Consider the following 22046-nt stretch of genomic DNA (forward strand, 5'->3'; position numbering starts at 1 on the left):
CTAGTGCAGTCTCAGGTCATCTCTTTTCCAATAATCCAAGAACCTGGATAATGGTTTGAAGCCACCGAGTCTTGATGGTTATCCAATGCCCAAGTCCCTCAAAGTTCGTCCTCTGAGCCCAGATGAGAAAACCGCCTTGGAAGCGGGTCGTCAGTCTTCCGAAGGGTTTACCGTGCGTCGCAGCCAAATCATATTAGCCAGTGCAGCGGGTCAAACACCCCCTGAGATTGCCAAGTTTGTGGGCGGTACTCGCCAGAATGTATGCCTTGTGATTCATGAATTTGAGGAACGAGGGTTGGCGTGCTTAGTGCCTCGTCCAAGTGGTCCCAAACCCGGCGATGAATTACTGTTCGATGCCACGAAGCGCGAACGATTAAAAACCATTGCTCACACCAGTCCCCGTGAGTATGGGCAAGCACGGTCCATATGGACCCTCAAAAGTCTGGCCCAGGTATGTCACGAGCAAGCCTTAGTAGAGGTCCCGGTGAGTCATGAAACCATTCGCCAAACCCTGTTACTGATGGGAGTGAGTTGGAAACGAGCTAAACAATGGATCACCTCTCCTGACCCGGACTATGCCCGAAAAAAGCGGCAACGGGACCGTCTCATCCTCATGGCGGCTCAACATGACACCTGGGTGGTTGGGTTTCAAGATGAGGTGTGGTGGTCCCGATTGACATACCCCGATATGCACGCTTGGAGCGAGGATGAGCCCCTCAAATTGCATCAAAAGCACTTTGAGAAAACAGACTCTGAGCCCAAAGCGATTGCCTGTTATGGTCTCTGGTGTCCCTGCTTAGCCATCATGGTGATTCGATTTGTCCAATCCCGACCGGTTAGCGATCTGACCTGTCAATATTTAGAGTGGGTCTGTCAATCACTCTATGCCTTAGGTAAACGCGTTTTGGTCCTAATTTGGGATAACGCATCCTGGCATGTTTCAAAAGCCGTGCGTCAATGGGTTCGAGACCATAATCAGCTCATCAAACAGACGGGGGGATTGCGGTTGATTCTCTGTTTGCTTCCCGTGAAGAGCCCCTGGCTCAATGCAATTGAACCTAAATGGGTACATGCCAAACGGGCCATTGTTGAACCCACCAAGGTGCTTACAGCTGATGACATTAGGCAACGTGTTTGTGACTATTTTGAATGTGAGGTACTTCCCTCTTTAGTAAAAAAGACTGCTTGATTCTGCACTAGCACATACCTTTAAGCAACTCCAATACTCTCTCCGGCCACTTCAAGCCCCCATCCCACCTACATTCATTCCCACCAACCGCTACTACGACCAGATAACCCCACCTCCGACCTTAGTCTGACATCTCAGCCCTAAAGTCTCCCGAATTCTCCACTAAGGTCTGACCGAGCATGAAAGTGCGCGCCGCGTAGTACGCGGGGACTCCTGGGACTTCAGTTCGTGGTGTTGTCGCTCCGCTTACCGCTTCAACCCTACACCCGGCTACCGCTACAACCTGGTCGGTTTTCGGGTTGTGTGTTCCGCGCCCAGGATTCTTCAGTAGTCCTTTACCCTTCTTACCCTATTGCGCTTTGCTCAGGTTGCAGGCAAAAGTTTTACTCCCCAAGAAACCGCTGACGCTCAACCTCAGGGAATCAAGAATACCGATGTACTACAGCTGTGTTAAGGCACACTTCACGCTTCCTGGAATGTATCAAGCAAGCTGAAATTAATAAGTGTAGATGCAGAAAGCGATTCTAACTTGACAAGCAGAGTCGCTTTCTGTGTTTGAAGCCATCATCCATCGATTATGGAAAAGCTAGAAAAGCATGTTCAGTCGCTTATTGTAAATCTTGTGAAATTGGCCCCATCTGGGGTTGGTTTGGGTGTGACAGTGCATTCAGTGCTTAACACTCAATGGACCCAGGCCATGCTCCTATCCTTTATGACAGCCTGTTCATCGATATGGATAAAATTCAGTGGCCAGTTCATGGAGGAAGCTGAGAAGGAAGCTGGAAAACGAGGTGGTGGCTTAGCTCAATGGATGTTTGTAGTCGGAGATCGCACGGCTATTGCCCTAAAGGAAAAAACGCTTAGTGCTTGGCGGCATTTCACATCAGACTTTGAGGACAAGTACTATGAGCGACTAACCTATATATGCCGTAACTATGAAACTCAAGGACTGGATACGGATAAGTACCTGAACCTACAACGGGTGTTCGTACCTCTTAAGATTTCGCAAAAAAGCTTGGCTAGGATTTCTCCAAATCTGATTCAGAACTCGTCAGAGGAGCTATCGAAACGCCAAGACATTGGTCAAATTTTAGTCAGGATGTCAAATAATTATGCGTTTCGACGGTTGGCTATTTTAGGCGCACCTGGCTCTGGTAAAACAACATTATTACGATATCTGACACTAGCTTATATTAGTCGGCAGCAAAGAAAACTACTCAACCCAAATGCACCATCTTTTATTCCAGTGCTCATATATCTGCGTGATGTACGAGAGGAGATCTCCAGCAATCCCAAAATGCCATTGACTAAGTTTATTCATAGGTGGATTCAAGGATTGCAAGAGATTAACCCACTAGAACCCCCCAAAAATTGGGTTGCTAATAAATTAAAGCGTAATCAATTTCTAATCCTGTTGGATGGATTGGATGAGATCGCTGATGAGACTGAACGACGAAAGGTCAGTCAATGGGTCGATTTTCAGATGAAAGAGTACCCAGAAACAGCATTGATTCTATCCTCTAGGCCATTGGGATATAAAAACGCCAAACTTCGACAAGATGTCACTGTATTAGAGGTGCAGCCCTTTAGTTCTGCTCAAGTAGAGCAGTTTATACATAACTGGTACTTGGAAACAGAAATCCTACGTCACGATTCAAAAAATGATGAGGGAGTGCACGAGAAAGCCCATCAACAAGCCAAAGATTTGATTAAACGGATTCGAGACAATGCTCCATTAGCTACAATGGCTGTCAATCCTCTATTATTAACGATGATTGCCACGGTGCACCTCCGAGGAAGTGCGCTCCCTGGTAAACGGGTTGAGCTTTACAAAGAGATTTGTCAAGTTTTATTAGAAAAACTGCAGAGGGCAAAGGGTATTACTGATACCTTAACAGGTTCTCAAAAGTTATCTGTCTTGACACCATTGGCGTTTACCTTAATGGAAGACGAAGAGCGTTCATTCTCGCTCACTCCCAAGATTGATCAACTTCTTCAAGAAAGGCTTAAACGCTTGTCTTCTAATACACCTGCTTCAGATGAATTCTTAGAGAGGATGCGAGAAGTGAGCGGTTTGTTAATTGCCAAAGAGGAGGGAGTTTACGAATTTGCTCACCTGAGTTTTCAAGAATATCTTGCCTCAGTGGAAATCAAAGAATCCAATAATGAGACGATATTAACCAGCGCGATTGAAACACCTAAGCAGCTTTCCTGGTGGGCTGAAACTATTCGACTGTACTGTGCTCAAAATGATGCTAGCTCAATTATTCAAGCCGCATATCGTTCTGAAAATATTGATACGCTATCGTTAGCATTCGATTGCTTGGAAGAAGGGTTAAGTGTGAAACCTTCTGTGCGAGAAGCGTTAGAGACACGGCTGATTCAGGGACTAGAGTCTCCTAATAGAGACCTGTTTAGGGTAGCCGCAGAAGTCAGGTTATCTCAACGTCTCAATCAATTGTTCAGAATTGACGAAAAAATAGCGATTGATACGAGCTACATTACTTGTTCAGAATATCAGCTGTTTATTGATGAACAACGCCAGCAAGAGAACTACTATCAACCTGATCATTGGGGTACGTATCATTTTCCTTCTGGCACAGCTAATAAACCTATCACAGGTATTAGAGCGACTGATGCTCAAGCTTTTCATAAATGGTTGAGTCAGCGCACTGGACAACACTATCGATTACCATACGTCCAAGAAGCTCAAGAGCATTCTATAGAAAATCCCGAGATCGCTGCATGGAGCCAAAAGCCGAAATCAACAGAGTACGAAATGGTAGGGGTATCAGCAAAACAATGGCAACAATGGCAATCAGCTCTAATTGACTCATTGGGGGATCTCATCTGGCAAGATTTTAACCATGCCCGTGCCCGTGCCCGTGCCCTTACCCTTGTCCGATCCCGTGCCCTTGCCCTTGCTTCTGCCCTTGATCTTGACCTTGCTTCTGCTCTTGATCTTGACCTTGCTTCTGCTCTTGATCTTGACCTTGACGATGCCCGTGCCCGTGCCCTTGACCTTGATCTTGACCTTGCTCGTGCTTTTGACCTTGACCTTGCCCTTGACGGTGCCCTTGCTCGGGAACGTACTCGGGATCAGGACCTTGATTTTGCCCTTGACCGGGATCTTGACCAGGATCGGGACCTTGACTATGTTCGAGCTTATTTAAGCATCTTTTTGTTGACCTTAGAACCCTTGATCGAAACCTCTGAGCAACATCTAAAATCTCAGAGTCAAATATTTTGGGATAACAAAAAGACTCAACAATATAACCGCGATAAAAACCGTCTAATTCAACAGTTAAATGCTATGACTGACGCTTATCTTGCCTTTGCCATAGTTCACTTACGGCAAGAAAATAAACTACCGGCTTGGGAAAGTATCCGAATTGTTAGAGATGAAAAGGAATAGTGCTGGTCGCTTTATTCACGCCACACCATCTTCAAAAAACTTCAGTACCCGCTCACCCTACTTTAGGCGGGTAGTTCACTTCAGGACCTTATCCCACGCCTAACCGGTAAAACCCATTCCTGCCAGTATCTCGAATAGCCTGAAGCGCTTCTTTATGCATCGCCGCTTGCAGGAGCACACACCCTGGCACGTACAACAGGTCACAACCTTTGTACTTTTTGAGCCATTGAGCAATACTGGCGCGATCTCCAACCCCCTTAGGCGGCATCTTCGCCTTCGCTGTTAGCCTGGCAGCTCCTTTCTCCAGCAGGCCCGGAAAAGCCATGTCCCTTTCAACTGATTCTCTAAGCACTGACTCCAGAGCAGCATGAGAATCCCATAGCTTCCCATCATGGATAACCCAGCTATGGAACGTGTATAAATTATCGTAACTACCAATGCTGCTATCCCAGGCAAACGCCTGCCCTGCCATCGCCTTAGCTTCATCGCCCAGGTACTCAGCCCCACGATAAGCACGGTACAGGCAGTCATAGCCCATGTACTCGCTGATATGAACAAACTGGTCATCTAAGTTTGCGATCGCAGTCGGTTGGGTATGAGCGTGTTGTGTCGTCTTCCCAAAACCTGTAGCCATTATTCCTAGTCCTCATCCACTAAAGCATCATTGAGTATTGCTACCACCTGAACCAGAAGCCCATGATCTAGACGCTCAAAAAGCTTTCCGGCTATCTCTTCAGCGCCAACACCCTCAGTCCAGGAAACTGTAATTCGCTTCGAGCCACTCAGGCGTTCTCTTACGAACTCAGTGGCCTTTCGCTTATACTCTGGACGCTCAAGCAGGTTCATTGGAGCTGGGTTCTCCTCAACCCATTTCTCTAGCTCAGCTCCGATTCTGTCTGCCTGTTCTTTAACCTCTAATTGCTTAGGCGTTGGCTTATGTTGGTTTACCCTGGGGCCTAACTTCACCGCCTCACTCTGGCCCAGCAACCCAGAGTGGTATAACTCCCTGGCAATCTGGGGAGCACGAGCGATCGCACGGGCACGCTTTTGGCGCTTCTCCTCTGCTTCGTTAAGTGGTTTCGGGACATCATGTCCCGAAACCAAATCCTTTTCTGTGTACTGGTTTCCGTTGAAATTCCCCTCTCTAGCATCTTCAGGTGTTAGAGCTTCAATAACCTCTCTGCGCATGTTCTCGAACTCTTCCATCTTTTGCCTGAGTTGATGGCGGAATGGAGCTTTGATTGCGTGTGCAAGCACTTCTTTGGAGACGCCTGCGCCATTCGGGTATGGATTCGTTAGGTATTCTTCTAATGTCGATGACGACTCTTGCCAGGTTCCTTCGCGGATGACCCCATGGATCATATTGATAAACAAGTCTGGACTGACACCTTTGGCTTCCGCAGCTTTTTCGATCCTCATTTACTTCATTGCTTCATCCCATTACTGTTGCTTGCATAGTCTTAATTCTTCAAATTATGTTCTTAATAGCTCAGCCTTTTGGGATGTCATGTTCTCCCAGCGATAGATAATTTCCTTGCAGTATCTAGGTAATATTTCGCAGCCGAAGCACACTCTATTAAGGTTTTCTGCCATTAACAAAGTTGTGCCACTACCTAGAAATGGATCGATCACTAAATCGCCCTCTAAGGTGAATGACTGAATTAGCCAGCCAATAAAGTCTTTGGGTTTTCGACCTTTATGATCACTTTCGCCCTTTTCGCTTTGAGAGAAGGAACAGGAGTTATAGTCACTAATTCCAAGATGCACTGATTCAAATTCTGAAAACAGTAATGCATTGATAGTGTTAGATGTGCCGATTGCACTATGACGACCGTAAACTCCTGGCAATGCATTGGTAAGCATCCATTTGTAATGCATGCTGGTTCCCTTGAGAAAGCTGGAAATCTGGGATGTTCCTGGAGTAACTAAAACATAATCAGCAACTTGTTCTAGCCAATCATGAGACCACTTAAATTCTTTGTCCCATTCATCTACGCCAACGTTATAGGGCGGATCGGCAAATGCCAGTTTAGCAGGACCGTCAAAATCCCATTCTGAAGAATCAATGCAATGCAACCGATGATCTCCTAGTCGCCACACATCTCCAGGGTTAACAGCAATGTCTTTGCTGCTGGATAAACTGTCATCAAAAGCTATCTTGTCTGCAGCTTCACTTCGTTGCGCTCGCAGTTGCTGATTTTTATGATCCTTGGCAAGTTGAAGAAACGCATTTTGAGTAATGTTTTTGCCACGGCCTTTAAAGTCAGTAATTGCTTGCTCAAATTCTGGCTCGGGCAATGATGCAATCTTTTGCCAGCGGCTAGATTCCATTTTTTGAATACCCAAATCTGAAAGAGTGGGGTTATCTTCGGGCGGTAACATGATGTTACTGCCCGAAAGTTGTTCCTGAATGTTGCCACGAGTTCCCTTGGCCTTCTCTATTCTCTGTAGAAACTCTCCGGCTTTACGTTCAGCCCTAATCCGAATTTCGGCAGCATACTGTTCTGCCTCACGGCTCATGGCTGCACGCTTTGCATATTCCTGAGCTACCTTTGCTGTGTCTCTGACGTGAATTACTTCCTGGAGTGTTTTGGCCTCTGACAAGGCTGTGCAGGCAACCTCTAATTTGATAATTGCTGCTGACTGCGTTGATGATTTTGTCATTTTTAAAAATCTGCTAAATCTATATTCCAAATATGCTGATTCGCAGCCATTAACTTTTCATTTGCATTGCCACCAAAAGGAGACAAAGCTATGTACTGATTGCCAACACCTAGATTGATGGTGTCACCAATTCCAATCCATGGATAGCCACCTAACAGCTGCATCGCTAGATACTGTTGATAACCATCATCCCCCAGCTCTCGCTTTACATGATCGGCGTCAGCACCAACTCCTAAACCCTTGCCGTACCATGTTGTATGGCATTGAGCCAGCACATCTTTTGATATAGCTGTTACCCGCTGACTGATAATGGTCCAGCCAAGGCCATACTTACGGGTAGTATTGAATGCATCAACAATGACATTGCTGACTCCATCTTGCTTTTTGCGATCTTGGGGTACCCAGCGAGGACCTTCATCCAGGATTACCTTCGCGTTGACCATTTCTCCACTTGTATGGAATGCCTTTTCAGCTTGGCGAGTAGTCTTCTCAAAAATTTCCTGCATTACAAATTTCTGATCTTCAGCAGGAATGCCAAACATTTTGATAACTACAATCTTTCCATGCCAGAGAAAGCCCTTAATGAGGCTATCAATCTGATGTTCTCCTCTAAACAAGGATGCAACTTCATTTTCATAAGCTTTCATGAATGAAGCTCTGAGCTTTTTCCTCTCTATTATCGCACCAAACAAATTTAACTTATCTCCTCTGGTGCGACCGGTGAAGGTGACAGGGATCATGTCCATAATGGACTCAAATAGCTGTGATTCATTAACATCATCAATTTTGACCTTGCCATCTCCAAACAGGTCTTCGGCAACTCTTTCTGCCAGCTCTCGGGCCTTGTCTCCATTGGTAGAAAGCCGCTTGATGAGAAGTGGATAGAGCCTGCTGACAAAAACTGCTTTACTGCTAAGGGCAATATCTTGAATGTTCAAGATTTCATAGCTTCGACCTCCCTGCTCTAAAAGCTCAAACATATCGAATTTAAACTCTCCCTTTGAGTGAGAGCCTTTTCGAGATAAATCCCCGGCAGTATCCGGAATCAAGCAACCCATCTCAGGGCAAGCCACGAGCTGGCAAACAATATCCATCGCTGCCTTGACGGTTTTTCCAGAGCCGTTACGTCCAAAATAGGCATCATGCTTGGCTTCTCCCCATCCTCCATTTTCTTGTTCCTGGAAGCCCTTGTTGATTATGCTGATAGGTACATCTGAATATCCGGATAGATGACCAATTACGGCCTGATTGTTTTTCTCAGGTCTATACTTATCCAGTCCGTTTGCACCTACACGAAAAACTGGAGTAGCACTGGAAGGAGGAGTTGCTCTAGGGCCAATTTGTTCACTGTCTTTGTCAACGCACGAAATAAGGTCAATTGTGGCGTTACACACATCAGCAGCACCCGACAAATACTCGATACGCCCATAGTGAGCAATAACCGCAGTCATTGAGGGATTTTCGTGATAAGGATTACGCATGGAGACTATCCCCATTCTCCCTAATGCCCACTGATGTACATCTTCCCCATCGATTTCTAGCTCTACTAGGCTTCCGTCCAATCGCTGGTCCTTAGCTTGGTCTAGAATTGTGACATCAATTGAATTCCCTTCGCAGGAGTTCACCACTGCCACTGCCTTAGAATCAATACTCATTTGTTGATTTCCTCTGTTCGGTTAGGTCGAAATAGTTCTGGAAAGGCGATCGCGTTCGCGCTGCCATAAATTTGTTTGAATGGATGAACTTGCTTTGCCAGTTTGTCTGCCAGCCACAAGCCATATGGCTCAATTAATCCAGGGGTGCTGCATTGATAGGTCAGGATCTTAAGAAGATCTTGGACTTTTTGATTGAGCCCCTCCCGAGAAGAAACGATCTCAACTCTTATCACTGGACTATGAGGAGCAGGTTTAAAGAAGAGGAAATAAAAATTGAGAGCAAACTTTTTATACTCTTCTTCATTGCATTCACGCCCTCGTCCCTTTTTGGCGACATCAGATAATCCTAGTAGATTCTTACTACCTGACTTCAGCTCAACATCCTTAAATGGCTTGGGTTTGATATACTCTCCAGCTTTAAGAATCTGACTCAGCAGCAACCGGTCTGATTTGGGGTACGCAAACCACTTACCTCCTAATGCTTCTCGAATCGCTGGAAGCTCTTTTAAGCGGTGAAATGTGTAAGTTGAGGTGCTTTTTTTGGAAATGGCAAATAAATCCTGCCTTTCTTTGTTAAAGATACTGGAGTAGACGGTTTTCCCAATAAAATCATCACCCTTGGGCAAGCAAGCAGGATCTACGACCTCTTTGAACAAGGACTCCAGCTTGTCCGTGTATTCTGTTATTTCGCCTAGAAAATTTGAGTCGGATTGGGTACGAAATAAATTCCCTAGATTCATATTCAGGCCTTGCAATGAGCCGTCATACAATGTGTAGCCACAGCGATTCATCGGAGCAAGTGCTAAGGCCTCTGCTGCCGCCATTACTGGTGAAGCCAGCATGCCAAAAGATTCAGAATTGGGAGCACATACGTGATGATACTGAGCTTGCAAAGGTGTCTCAGTGCCAGTTGAGACATTTACCGCCAAGGCCAGCAGGGTTGAAAATTCACCCGAAGTAATCGTCGCACTTGAACCATCGACAACTCTGATCGATTCTTCAGAGGAAGAATCATCATGAGTTTCAATCCAGCTGTTTCCTAGGAACGCATCCCTAAGAAGATCCTTACAAGAATCCATATCTGCCTGGATAGCAGACATCATCCGACGATCTTGTTCAAACTCAGGCATCACTTTGTCAGCAATGCTTGGAATGACTAAGACAGAGTCATCATCCAATTTATTCATTTGTTTGTTGTGGCTTTGGCGTCTCACCGATACGGCTGGACTGCTCAATACGCCATTAACTTTTCGCCAAGAGTATAGCACTTATCTCGCGAATATTTGCAATAAGCATATTTACTCATTTAGATTGTTAACACTTACTTTATAGCGGGCCATGGTCTCAGTGAGATGGAAGATTATTTGGCTCATGGTTATTTCTTAGTCTTGATTTTCAGTGCTTGGAGGCGTCAACAACCTGGACTCAATGGCTTCCCATTCCTTACGAGAGACTCGAACAGCTGAATTCTTGCAATCGATGATCAGCTTGGTAGCGTAGAGGTATTTCTCTAGGGCTTGGGCTTCTGCGGGTGAGAAAGTTATGAGTTCTCTGTCTAAGTGGAAGAAGGTTAGAAACGTTTCAGTTAGTTGATCAGCAAAACTTCGCCATGCGTTAGCTGTAGCCTCATTGGAAGGGATGTGTTCTTTGAGGGCTTCTAGCTTTTTTGAAAGTGCTTTGTGATTAATGGCACTGGCTCTGACGATGGCGCTTATGATGGCGAAGACTCTGACACTGGCGATGGCTCTGGCGATGTCGCTGTCGCTGGCTCTGGCGCTGTCGCTGACACTGGCGATGGCGCTGTCGCTGGCGATGGCTCTGGCTCTGGCGATGGCTCTGACGATGTCGCTATCGATGTCGATAGCGACGGCGATGTCACTGGCTCTGGCGATGTCGCTGTCTCTGGCAACGGTTGTGACGTTCTTGCTATCGCTGTCGCTGGCGCTGTCGCTGGCGCTGACGATGGCGCTGGCGCTGTCGCTGGCGCTGGCGCTGGCGATGTCGCTGACGATGGCTCTGGCGCTGGCGCTGGCTCTGGCGCTGGCGATGTCGCTGGTGCTGGCGCTGACGCTGGCGAAGGCGCTGGCGCTGTCGCTGGCGATAACGATGGCGCTGATGATGTCTCTGGCGATGGCAATAACGATGGCAGAGTCTAAAAGTGACACCCTTGAGGCCAGCCTTTGACTACTAAGAAGTGAGCTATCGGTTAGGCTCATTGCCCACTCTAATAAGCCTTGCAATTTTGGTGAGCTAATAAATGCATTAGCTTGCCACTCCATCACCAGTAAAAGCTCATGACTTCGCCCACCTGTCAAACCTGAGGTTAATAGAAACACTTCTCGCCAGCGTTCGTCCGTCAAATGCTTGCTAACTAATTCTTCAATGTGCCAGTGGCTAAAGGTGTGCTTTGCTGTAAGGTATTCTTGAAGTGTCAAATGAGAAAACGAGTAAGCATTTGTTGCTCGCTCTACCAATATCCCTTGCTGGACCTCAATTGCCTCAAGGACAGCAGTGCCATCAGGATACTTTGAAGCACTTATTGTATCAGTCAGGAATTTTATAATCCGTTCAGTAATTTCCTGCTTTGAGAAAAAGAGTTGATCCTCTTTGAAACTTTGATAGGCAATGTCAGACAACAACTCTTTTTCCAAGTCGATATGGAAGCCTTGGTAAATCGGGTCTCGTCTAATTCGCTTTTCAGCAGCCCAGTCCTTCAATATGATATTTAGGGCCTCTTCATAGAGAGTGCTACGTACAGCAGGTAGTGCTTGAGAGCGGTCATAGACTAGGCACAAAAACGTAAGCAATAATGGAGTCTGAGCCAGCTCTTTAGCAGAAGCATTCTCTGATCGCTGCAGTATCTCCCAAAATTGATCAGCAGTCTTTGATTCTTCATCAAGTTCTGAGCTAAACCAGCTTCGAACGAATTGTTCTATTTGCTCATCATTGAACTCAGCCATCGTGACATCGGTAAACTGGCTGAAGCCGCCTTTGTAGGCTGCAACTCGGCACGAGGCGACAAAACGATTCTGCTGATATTGATCACAGAAGTTTCTGATCTGCTCAATGACAATGTCTACTTGTTCAGACAGCACTTCATCCAGGCCATCAAACAGAAGTAGCATCTTGCCTTCTGACAACATGGACTCAACTAGATTTTCAGTATAGGGGAATCCACTAACTTCCAGCTCTTTGGCAATCGCCTGCAGCAGAGTCATCTCTTCACTTTTGAAGGATTTAAGCTCAATGAAAACCGGCACTAGATTATGAGCTAAACGGTTTTCTAGCGCTTCTAGCCCAAGCTTTCGAAGGAAGGTACTTTTGCCCACACCCGGACCGCCCAATACCATCAGGTATTGGTTTTCATTGGCAGCCGTTAACCCATCTTGACGTTCATTGCTGCCGACTCTTAAAAGTCGTTCACCGGATTCTCGATAAAGATCCTCCAGGTTATCCAAGGAAAAATACTTGAGATCTGAACCCTTTAGAAATTTGACGGCTGTGTAAATCGTATCCAGCGGCTTTGCCTCATTCATCAAGCCAGAAAGTACCTTGATATTGCAATGCCGCTTTAGATAGCGCTGATGATAGTTTGCAGAGGCTTGGGCGATCGCCTGATCAGCCTTGATACGCTCTTGCTTCAACTCAACATCCTTTACTCCAGCATGATGCTGAGCCTTCAGGGAACTCCAAAGCGCATCAAAGATAGGACCAATTATCCCATTGACGGATTGACCGACGAGTTCTTCAACCATAGCCATGACCGCCTTCACTTCGAATCCAGTCTAATCGCTGCTGCTGTCGGTGGCGAGGCCGGAATGCATAAATAACCCCCAATGCGCTAGGCACTGGGGGCGGGTTTTGAGTGATGACTGTAAAGGCTTTACTATGGCTAGTGATTTGACCACTTTGTCTTAGCCTTTGGAACTATGCCTTGGTCGTGGAAAAACTTTACTGCTGAAAGAATATGAGAAGGAAGGTTAATCAATGGTGGATCACAATAACGTCTTTAGCGGCTCTCTCATTTATCAGTGCCTTTATTGTTATCGCCATTGATTCAAATTGGCTAGGCAATAATGACTGGTTTGACCTAGAGAGAGAGGTTTGGAGTAAGCCGATATGGGATTGGTTAGAATTATTAATCGCACCCATCGTGTTAGCAGTAGCCGGTTTCTTCGTCCGGCAGTTGTTAGAAAAACAAGAAGACGACCGGCGTAAGCATGAAGCACTCAAGGATTATTTGGATGATATAACCGCGCTATTTCTAAGCGATAACTGGGAAAAAGCGGTACAAGAAAAACTTAACCATCAAGAGGACGAATCTTCTAGGACTGAAGCGGGTAATCAAAAAGTCTTTGCCATTGCGAAAGCCCGGACGCTGGCAGCACTCAGTGAACTCGATAAAGGTCGACAACTGCAACTAATTTGGTTCTTGTCAGAATCCCGTGAATTAGTCAATTTTACGTTTCCAGGCAGAGGATTAGACCTCGAAGGCGCTATTCTGATACATGTCAATCTCGAAGGCGCTGATCTGAGTAACGTCAATCTCGAAAGAGCTCTTCTGATACATCCCAATCTCAAAGGCACTGATCTGAGAGGTGCCAATCTCGAAGGCGCTGATCTGGGCTCTGCCAATCTCGAAGGTGCTATGTTGGCGTACGCCAATCTCAAAGACATAAAATGGAATAACGAAATACAATGGGACAGCGTCAAAGGTCTCGATACCGCGAAGAACATCCCAGAGAAACTGAAAAAGCAGCTAAAGCTACCGCCTTATGATACGCCTTAGTCTAGTAGTACGGCAGAAGAAGAGGAACCAACCTTTGCCGCTGCTCCCTACCGCCCTGAAAGCTCTGATCCAGTAGCGTGAGCATTTCTCTGGGCAACTTCTAGATGGCATCCCGTAACACTAAATAACCCCCAATGCACTAGGCACCGGGGGCGGCTTTGTTATAGGAAGTATTCATAGTACGAACAGTACGTCTGCTCGCTTCACCTAAAATGACATCGGCCTAAATGAGTTGGCGTCCCCTCTGTCAGCATGTTCATCGAATTCTGATCAGCCCCCATAAACACATCAATAGTCTTTGAAATGTAGTAAATATTCTTTACTTTCGAGTTGGGTCGTGTATTTTCCAGGGATGAAAGGTTAATTGAGCTGTGTAGCATCCACCTAGCAAACCGGTTTTAATAGGCTATAGATACGGAAAGCGGCCCCCAACTGCCAAGTTAGAGCCGCTTTCTATGTATGTAACCTGTAGCCCTATGGTAACTGATGATCCGGATTTTTTTGGCTCATGCTAATGAAGATAAAGATGCTGTTATTGACTTGTATAACCGCCTGAAGGAAAGGGGGTTTGAACCGTGGCTGGATAAGGTTGATTTACTGCCTGGCCAGAGCTGGCGAGTCGAGATTCCGAAGGCGATCAAAAATAGCCAGGTATTTATTGCGTGCCTATCGCAGAAGTCGGTTCAGAAACAGGGCTATCTCCTGCGTGAGTTCAAAATAGCCCTGAATGAGATGGCGGATCGGCCCGCAGGCGAGATTTACCTGATTCCTCTTCGGTTAGACGACTGTCGTATACCAGAGCTGCGCCAAGAAGAATACGGCATCCAACTCTCCGATTTTCAATGGGTTAATTTGTTTGAGCCAGATGGGTTTGAGCGACTGGTTCAAGGAATTGAAGCTGGATTTCCTAATACCAGTCATTTCAAGAATGTTGCTGGTACATCAACAACCGTTACCAATCTCATTCCTCAAAGTATCAAAAATGATGTTGCAGAAGGGAAAGATCTGCTCGACATTGCACCAGAAGTAAATGCTCTGGCAGAAGTATTAGGGATGCGAGTACTTACTCCACCCTTGGCTGTTGGTATTTTAGGAGGCTGGGGCAGTGGCAAGTCTTTTGTGATGCATTTGATGCGTCAAAGCTTGAATGCTATTTATCAAGAGGCTATTTCCACAGAGCAAGCCTGGGCATTAAATGATAATGATAATCCTGATGCAGTGTCTCCTTATGTGGGGCATATCTATCAAATTTATTTTAATTCTTGGACTTATGCAAAGGCTGATATATGGTCAAGCCTAATGCAAAACATCTTTTATGAGCTCAACTATCAGCTTACTATTGAGAAGCACCTCCGCGATACCTTTGCTCTGCACGCAATAGTGACTGAGTTAAAGCTTTTTCAAGCAATAGATTCTGATGAGATGAAGACTTCCATTGAAGAATTGGTAGAAATCTATAAAGAAGAGGATTTTAACTGGGATGCCTTTGAGTCCGGGATAGGCAAAAAGCTATCAATAACCCGTGAAAAATTTCGTGATATCTGGTTTAAGGCACAAGAGTCTGCTCGAATTCGCCTCTGCGAAGGTGGAAAAATCTTGAATGTCGTTAGCAATAATTTGACAGTGCGTGAGCAAGGTGCAGCTATCGAAGCAGTGCTTGGTAAACAGGGACTTATCGTTTGGCAGAAGCTGATTTCCCATTCCAGAACCCAAGGTGTGATTTGGGATGAGCTCACCAAACTTCGTGAAAATGACCAAAAAGAGTTAGCTTCTATTGAGAAACGTTTGCTAATTGCTGAGCAGGATCTGGAACGGCAAACGAAAATAACTAAACTTTCTACCCGAAGAAAACTAGAACAGCGGAAGCTCACTATTGTTTGGCAACCCTTGCTTATCCGAGGATATGAGCTACTAGGAATTGAACCAGATCAAATTGACAGTTGGAAAACATTATTAAACACCCTTAGATGTTCACCAAGAACTTACATTGCCTTATTCTGTTTGACTGCATTTATAGTTGTAGGGGCATCGCCAAGTTGGTCTGAGCGAATGGCCGCCTTTCAAAGTGTTATCCAGGCTTATTTTAATATCAGTAAGATTTGGTTAATGGAGAGATACACTACATATTGGCCTCTTTCATTGCCAATAACCGGAGCATTGCTTCAAAAAATCTGGACTTCTTTAAAGCAGTACCTTAATGAAGTGAAGCAGGCACAGGTTCAGCTTCGTGGTAAATATGAAGAATGGCTGCTAGAAGAGAAAGATAAGCGTAATATTTCAAGATTATCTCAAGAAGTTGAAGGTTTAAGACTACAGGTAGAGGAAAAACGTCGTCAGGTTGGCTTAATTGCTAATAGAGCTTCCCTACTTGGTTTTATCAACAATCGCGTTCAGGAAGATTCCTATGGACAACGCCTAAACATCATTCACCAGATTAAGTACGATCTAGACAGATTATCTCAGCACCTAGTATACCAAGATAAGGACTTATCTTCTGGGCAAGGACATGATGCTAGAAAGCTTTTTCCTCGAGGTCCTGCCCGTGTCATTCTCTATATTGATGATCTTGATCGCTGTCCTCCAGATCGCGTTGTAGATGTACTTGAGGCAGTTCAATTGCTAATAAATACACCTCTGTTTGTGGTGGTACTATCCGTTGATGATCGTTATATCACCAGAGCTCTTGAAAATGTTTATAAGGGGATACTCAAACGCCATGGCAGTCCCTGTGGCCTTGACTATCTAGAAAAAATTATTCAAATCCCTTACCGCACTCGCCCTATCAGTAGTGATGGTATAGATATCTATCTCGAAAGCCAGATGGAAATTGACGAAGAAGAGAACTCCTTAGAAAATAAGCTCCAGCCAAGATTAGTAAAGCCTTCCTCTGAACCGTTAAATCTTAAAGCCTCTAGTGAACCAGTTTCCTCTGCAAAAAAAACTGAACACCCTCCCCCTCAGGTAGCCAAATTCACCCCAGCCGAGCTTCAAACTTTGAAAGAGTACTGTAGAGAAGTAGACCTGACTCCACGAACTATCAAGCGGCTGATCAATATATATAAAATCCTAAAAATTCTTTGGTTCCGGTTAAAAAGCGAGGATCAGGAAACATCTGAAGATGTCAAGAAATCTGTTCTAGCAATGCTTGTGCTCTCAGGAAAATATCCTAGCTTCATGCGAGAAGTGCTTGCCGAGATGGCTCATTATTACGGCGAACAGAATGCTGGGAAAACTGAACAGTATAAGACTCTGAAGACCTGTTTTGAAGAATGTTTGAAACAGCTTGATGATACTAAAGACTCATATCTTGAACGCGAGCTTAGAAAGTTCTCCCGTGCGTTTGAGGCGATTATCCCTAAGAGTCTAACTCTACATGAAATTGAAAAAAAGAATTTTAATTTGGTCTTGTCATTCTGTTTTGTGGGTGATATAGGCTACGATCCTGAGGATTATCACTTAGATGAGGAGTTCGAGTAACAACAGAGCCAAAAGAGGTGATAAGGGTTAATGCTAGGGAAGCTACTGTGAATTACTATTAAGCTTAAAGCTTGACGCCATTAAACTCTCCTCAAACATCTCAATCGCTTTCTTTTCCAATACTTCTAACTTCAGCTACTCACTTTTCCTGATAAACTAAGCCCTCTTCCCATCAAACAACTTTAATACTCTCTCCGACCACTTGAGGTGTTGATACGTGGTTGAATCCCCCCTTTGACCTGTGGCCATGCTCATTGCTGAGTACTGCTTACCCTTCTCAGTCGGCAGATAACTAGGTTCTCCCTTAGCCTTGTTCACATTCTTGTATTGAAGCTCCATCCTGATCAGCGCAACATTAATAGCCTTTGCGCTCATACCAAGTCGTTCACCTAAGCTGGTAGGAGTCAAATAAACAACTTCTGCCGTATTGGTCGCAGCTAATAGCTTCTGAGCTGGCATCAATGCTTGTGCGATCGCAGGAGAGATAACCTGAGCTGCCGAGATAGCCGCCCCTGCTTTGAGACTTTCCGATTGCTCTGGGGTGTTGCCTAGTTTCACGTTCTTAAGAGCAAGGTGGACTAATTCCATAACCCCTTTGGCTTGTTCGATTAAGTGGGTGGGCTGCCGAGGTACTCTACGAGCTGCGGTTTGCCTGGTTTGTGGTGTTGCTACCAGCCGCCGGGAGGCCTAATTGGGAAAGGATCGTTAAAAATCAATTCCTCTAGGGCTGGGTCAATACCTAGCTCTTCGCAGTCACGATTGGCTGATAAGGATATACCAGAAGGCAATTTTGTGAAGCATAATTTAGCGTGAGTAAGTTCCTCTTGAGTAAGCCCACTAGCACTCTCTAAATTGGCAGCCACAAGATAAGCACCCGACAGATTGATACCATATAGGTCAGCACCCGACAAATTAGCCCAAGCCATATAACTACCCGACAAATCGGCAAACTGAAGGTTAGAATCTACAAAATTGGTCTGAAACAAATAAGCACCCGACAGCTTAGCCAACCCCAAATCAGCACCTACTAAGTTTGCCCCCCCCAAGTCAGCGTCTACTAGATTGGCATTTCTCAAGTCAGCATCTGCTAAATTAGCCCCAAACAGGCTAGCGTCTGTCAGATTAACTCTAAACAGCAAAGAATTTGATAGATTGGCACTTCTCAAGTCAGCATCTGCTAGATTCGCCTTCAAGAGAACAGTGCCCGATAGATTGCTAGAGCGTAGGTCAACGCCCGATAAATTAGAATATGGCAATCTAGCATTCGGTAATTGGATTCCTACTAAATAAACTTGGCTCGGGAGATCATTCAATTGTTCATCTTCAGGTAAAATGCTCGTTGGTTCAGGCGATGTATCATCGACTGACTCTATTGAAAGATTAATTCCTGCCAAACTTTCAGGTCGCCAAGTACATATCCACAGGCAACTGGCCCGCCGTCGCCAATTGGCTCCAGGATAGTCATACGCTTTATTCCGAGGGGATGCATTCAAGAATTCTAAGGCATGTATCCGGCCTCCATTGCCAGGTTGACCATGGGCATTGGTGAGGGTTTGCCATGCGGTGAAAACTTCGGTGTCACGTCGCTGTTTCTCTGAGCCGATGTACATCCCAACAGCAATGATGAGCCCGACATTGCCGACTAAGCCTAGGAGATCCAATAAGGCTAGATTATTAGCCCATGTCAGTATGGGTTCTAGAACGTGCTTTTCTAGCTTGATAAATGGACGATTGCAGAGAAAAAGAATTGTTCTCAACGGATTTTTGATAACCTTCTCTGCTTCCGTCCAAATTTTGTCTTTATCAAGCAGCCTATCGTGTGGAAGCTGTTTTTCATATAACGCCCAGGCAACAAGATTTATTCGTTCCTGTTGCCTATTTTCGTGGATTGTCTTGGATTTTGGCTTATGCTTCCAGCTCAGAGGCATTGATATTAATCCGCTCAATTAAATAGAGCTTCACCTGAAAAGCTGCAAAATTCTGAATAGTGGTGAATGATTTAAGCTGCGCAGGCAAAGCCACTTCAACGAAGTATCGAAGCGATCAACGACCGTCCACGGTTTAGCGATGTGCGGTGTGGTTGGATGATGGGTTGGGGTTGGTTGAGATCGCAAATGCTAGAAGGCATTGAGATCGCTGCGCTAGGAGCAACTAGTCAAATCGAATCGTAACGGTGAATCTGAGCGGCAATGCATAAGCTGGTGCATTCACAGAAGTTTATCGGTAGACTGATCGGGTTACATCCAGGACCACAACCTACGATGATGGAGATCGCACTAGCGTATAGAAATTGCACTGAATTATTCCTCTTTTTTTGATTGCTTTAAACTAAATACTTGTAGAAATTCTTCTTGCTGGTCTTCTGGAAATAGTTTTTGATCTTCTCGTATTTGAGACTCATTAGAGAAGTGAAAATTTCCAAATGTTTTAGCTACTTCAAAAACAGATATAGCCTCCTCATAACGTTTCATCTTAGCTAGATATTGGGCAGCGAAATAAAACCTCTTACCTCGTCGATATCGATATGCACTATCGCTAAGTTGTGAAGAAATAATAAAAAAAATAGGCCAGAACATAACAAGCATAATTGTTCCTAGTAGTCCATAAAAACGCCAAGGTTCTAAAAGCCACCTAACTATCAGACCCTCGTCAAGTTTTACACGCTGTTTCAGGACTAATGAATTATTTTCAGATTCAACTTGAACTTCTGGGGCAAGCTGCAGAGCTATTTCAATATCACCATACAAAGTAATCTCCAGAGAAGAGTTCGGGGGTATCTCAGGTACTTTGGGTAAAACTAAATAGTTTTCTTTATCTTGATAATTAGCTTTTAGAGTTTCATTTAATTTCTTGGATTGTTCTGGAGTAATAAAGGTACCAGTAATCGTACTTGACCACAGATAACCCAGACGTGAGACTCTTAAACTTAAATCACTAGCTGTCTGATTGGATTGATTAAGAATCTCTATGTGAAGTTTACCTAGTTGTCCTCTTTGGAACAATAGCGATGCTTCAATAAGTTTCTCAACACTTATGCCATTATCTAACCCTGTCAATAATTCATATTCTTCTCGAAAGCCAGAAAGACTTTTCTCAAGAAAAACAAGCTGACGCTTTAAAGCAACACGCTCTTCATTACTTAGATTTGGTAAATCATCCAATTTTTCAGTCAATGCATTTATCACTTCAGCACTGTCGTCTAAATATTCAGGTGTCGAGAAGAACCGTCGACCTGACACATTAGACATCCACTCCCTGATATCTGGTGGTCGCGCATCTCCTGCTACATCAATTTTCACAACTATAGCTGGTCGTGTTACTCGTCTGTAGATTGGAAAAATCAGAGTCGGGCCAATTGTCAAAATAGCTAATAATGCTGCAATACCTTGTAGCGGTTCAGATTGTCTTCTAAGATTGCTCCAGAATCTAGAAAAGCTAGCTAACACCTGATTCATTGAGGATTTCTCTTACTAATCATCCGAACTTATTATGCTGTCTTTTGGATAGATTAGCAGTCTCAAAAGAGTACTCAATTTCTGTCAAATGGATAAGCGGCAAGAGGTTCCAAAGAGCATGACAGTGGTGTAGCTGCAATGACAGCAACAGATCTACTTTTTCAAGGCTTTCAGCGATCTAAGCAGAACTGTAGCATCAGGCTTTGTGATCATGTCTTCGTTTTTACCACTAGCAGCCGTCATCATGGAGTAAGGTTTACTACTCCCCAACCAACCGTTGCCGTTGCCCTCTGCCACCTTGGAAGTTCTGATCCAAGACACTCAACATCTCTCTTGGTAATTTCTTGGTGATGTGAATTCCTTTTTCCTCAACCCACTGACTATCGCCGATACCCATTGAGCGAATCCACTGTCGGCATTGCTCGTTAGCCTTCTTGCCTCTACCAAAGCCATACCGTTCAGCTAATCGGCTTATAGGTAGCCCATCGTATGTTTCTAAAATCCGCCCATTAGCATCAACGATTGCGTGGACAGGAGGCGTAGGAACATTCACTACAGCGTCAGTTTGCCCCAAGGCTAGTGCTGCTAAGCCTGGATGGTTGTAGCTCAGGATCTGGGCAGCTGACAATAAGCGTTCCTGGCATTGAGTCCTAGCCAATTCGGATTTAGACAATTCTAATTCCAATTTGAGCTTTTCTAGCTCTGCGTTCTGGGCAGGAATGATCTCTTTAACCCGTTTTTCGCATTCCAAAAAATACTGTCGGATCTGTTTACCTTTTTCGGTGCCTGCCATCATCCCAAATGACTTGAAGCAGTCGACGGTTAGGTACAACTTTTTAGCTGGACGACCACCTTTGGAGTTTTGAGGAGCTTTCCTTAAAACCTGGAAGTCAATGCCCTCAATGAATCCAGAGTTTAATAGCGCTTTCTTGGCATCGCTTTTTTGAAAGTAGCCGATCCACTTCCAAGCATCATCAAAATCCACTGGGAACGGCTCAGTAGATTGCACCATGACCATGGCTAAGTTCTGAGAAAAGTTCATGGTTAGTCACCCCCACTAGCCATAGCTTCACGTTCAACAATAGGAACCCACTTCAGTAATAGGCTGGGCTGAATTTCGTAGCGATCGCAAATCTTCGTCAAAACAGAAGACGAAGGAAGCTGCAAAGGGTTGTTGTACAAATCATAGGCAGTCCGCTGAGCGATGCCTACGTCTTTCCGAAACTGGTACGGAGTAATACCTTGGGCGTCTACAAACTCCTTGATCGTATTAATCACTGGCACTACAAATAAACTCACTAGCTAGATGATAACGATAATTAGTTGATATTGCTAACTAATTAGCAGGTCTAATAAATAGCCTGCTATTGATAATTAGATGCTATTGCTACATCGTTGACAA

The 22046-nt window shown here is 44.9% G+C and carries 16 protein-coding genes; 5 read left to right on the plus strand and 11 right to left on the minus strand.

Annotation, left to right across the window (positions count from 1 at the left end; translation table 11 throughout):
* Positions 1-85 precede the first annotated feature (85 nt).
* From N836_RS75525 to N836_RS75115, 3 genes are all read left to right on the plus strand, one after another.
* Positions 86-1189: an IS630 family transposase gene (locus N836_RS75525; RefSeq protein WP_023070113.1), complete on the plus strand. Its 1104-nt coding sequence runs from the start codon at positions 86-88 to the stop codon at positions 1187-1189.
* A 169-nt stretch (positions 1190-1358) separates the two neighbouring features.
* Positions 1359-1520 (plus strand): SUMF1/EgtB/PvdO family nonheme iron enzyme, encoded by a 162-nt coding sequence (locus N836_RS78110; RefSeq protein WP_152532016.1) that lies wholly within the window; start codon positions 1359-1361, stop codon positions 1518-1520.
* A 291-nt stretch (positions 1521-1811) separates the two neighbouring features.
* Complete coding sequence (locus N836_RS75115) at positions 1812-4604, plus strand: NACHT domain-containing protein (protein ID WP_161634906.1); 2793 nt, start codon at positions 1812-1814, stop codon at positions 4602-4604.
* Positions 4605-4692: 88 nt separating this feature from the next.
* Here N836_RS75115 and N836_RS40110 read toward each other — a convergent pair whose 3' ends face one another.
* From N836_RS40110 to N836_RS75120, 6 genes are all read right to left on the minus strand, one after another.
* Complete coding sequence (locus N836_RS40110) at positions 4693-5238, minus strand: hypothetical protein (protein ID WP_023070115.1); 546 nt, start codon at positions 5236-5238, stop codon at positions 4693-4695.
* A gap of 5 nt (positions 5239-5243) precedes the next feature.
* Positions 5244-6023, minus strand: coding sequence for a hypothetical protein (locus N836_RS40115; RefSeq protein WP_023070116.1), 780 nt, complete (start codon positions 6021-6023; stop codon positions 5244-5246).
* Positions 6024-6077: 54 nt separating this feature from the next.
* On the minus strand, positions 6078-7298 hold the full coding sequence (locus N836_RS72650) for a site-specific DNA-methyltransferase (RefSeq protein WP_152532014.1): 1221 nt from the start codon (positions 7296-7298) through the stop codon (positions 6078-6080).
* Positions 7271-8923, minus strand: coding sequence for an ATP-binding protein (locus N836_RS40120; protein WP_023070118.1), 1653 nt, complete (start codon positions 8921-8923; stop codon positions 7271-7273). The genes N836_RS72650 and N836_RS40120 overlap by 28 nt, the downstream gene beginning before the upstream one ends.
* The gene (locus N836_RS40125; protein ID WP_023070119.1) at positions 8920-10110 is read right to left on the minus strand and encodes a DNA double-strand break repair nuclease NurA; all 1191 of its coding nucleotides are present in this window, start codon (positions 10108-10110) and stop codon (positions 8920-8922) included. Before N836_RS40125 ends, N836_RS40120 begins: the two co-directional genes overlap by 4 nt.
* Before the next feature lie 195 nt (positions 10111-10305).
* Positions 10306-12678 carry an NACHT domain-containing protein gene (locus N836_RS75120; protein WP_161634907.1) on the minus strand — a complete coding sequence of 791 codons (2373 nt, stop codon included), beginning with the start codon at positions 12676-12678 and terminating at the stop codon, positions 10306-10308.
* Positions 12679-12890: 212 nt separating this feature from the next.
* On the opposite strand from N836_RS75120, the gene N836_RS40135 reads away from it, so the two are divergent.
* Positions 12891-13712: a pentapeptide repeat-containing protein gene (locus N836_RS40135; RefSeq protein WP_023070121.1), complete on the plus strand. Its 822-nt coding sequence runs from the start codon at positions 12891-12893 to the stop codon at positions 13710-13712.
* 486 nt (positions 13713-14198) lie between these two features.
* Positions 14199-17189 (plus strand): P-loop NTPase fold protein, encoded by a 2991-nt coding sequence (locus tag N836_RS40140; protein ID WP_023070122.1) that lies wholly within the window; start codon positions 14199-14201, stop codon positions 17187-17189.
* A 156-nt stretch (positions 17190-17345) separates the two neighbouring features.
* Here N836_RS40140 and N836_RS40145 read toward each other — a convergent pair whose 3' ends face one another.
* The 5 genes from N836_RS40145 to N836_RS40160 form a co-directional block, all read right to left on the minus strand.
* Positions 17346-17777 carry a hypothetical protein gene (locus N836_RS40145; RefSeq protein WP_023070123.1) on the minus strand — a complete coding sequence of 144 codons (432 nt, stop codon included), beginning with the start codon at positions 17775-17777 and terminating at the stop codon, positions 17346-17348.
* Between the two features lie 80 nt (positions 17778-17857).
* On the minus strand, positions 17858-18946 hold the full coding sequence (locus N836_RS72655; RefSeq protein WP_161634908.1) for a pentapeptide repeat-containing protein: 1089 nt from the start codon (positions 18944-18946) through the stop codon (positions 17858-17860).
* A gap of 543 nt (positions 18947-19489) precedes the next feature.
* A complete protein-coding gene (locus N836_RS40150; RefSeq protein WP_023070125.1) occupies positions 19490-20644 on the minus strand; it encodes a hypothetical protein in 1155 nt (384 codons plus the stop codon).
* A gap of 259 nt (positions 20645-20903) precedes the next feature.
* Positions 20904-21686: a phage antirepressor protein gene (locus N836_RS72660; protein WP_023070126.1), complete on the minus strand. Its 783-nt coding sequence runs from the start codon at positions 21684-21686 to the stop codon at positions 20904-20906.
* 2 nt (positions 21687-21688) lie between these two features.
* Complete coding sequence (locus N836_RS40160; RefSeq protein WP_023070127.1) at positions 21689-21943, minus strand: helix-turn-helix domain-containing protein; 255 nt, start codon at positions 21941-21943, stop codon at positions 21689-21691.
* Positions 21944-22046: the final 103 nt, after the last annotated feature.

The organism is Leptolyngbya sp. Heron Island J (genome assembly GCF_000482245.1).
GTDB lineage: Bacteria > Cyanobacteriota > Cyanobacteriia > Phormidesmidales > Phormidesmidaceae > Leptothoe.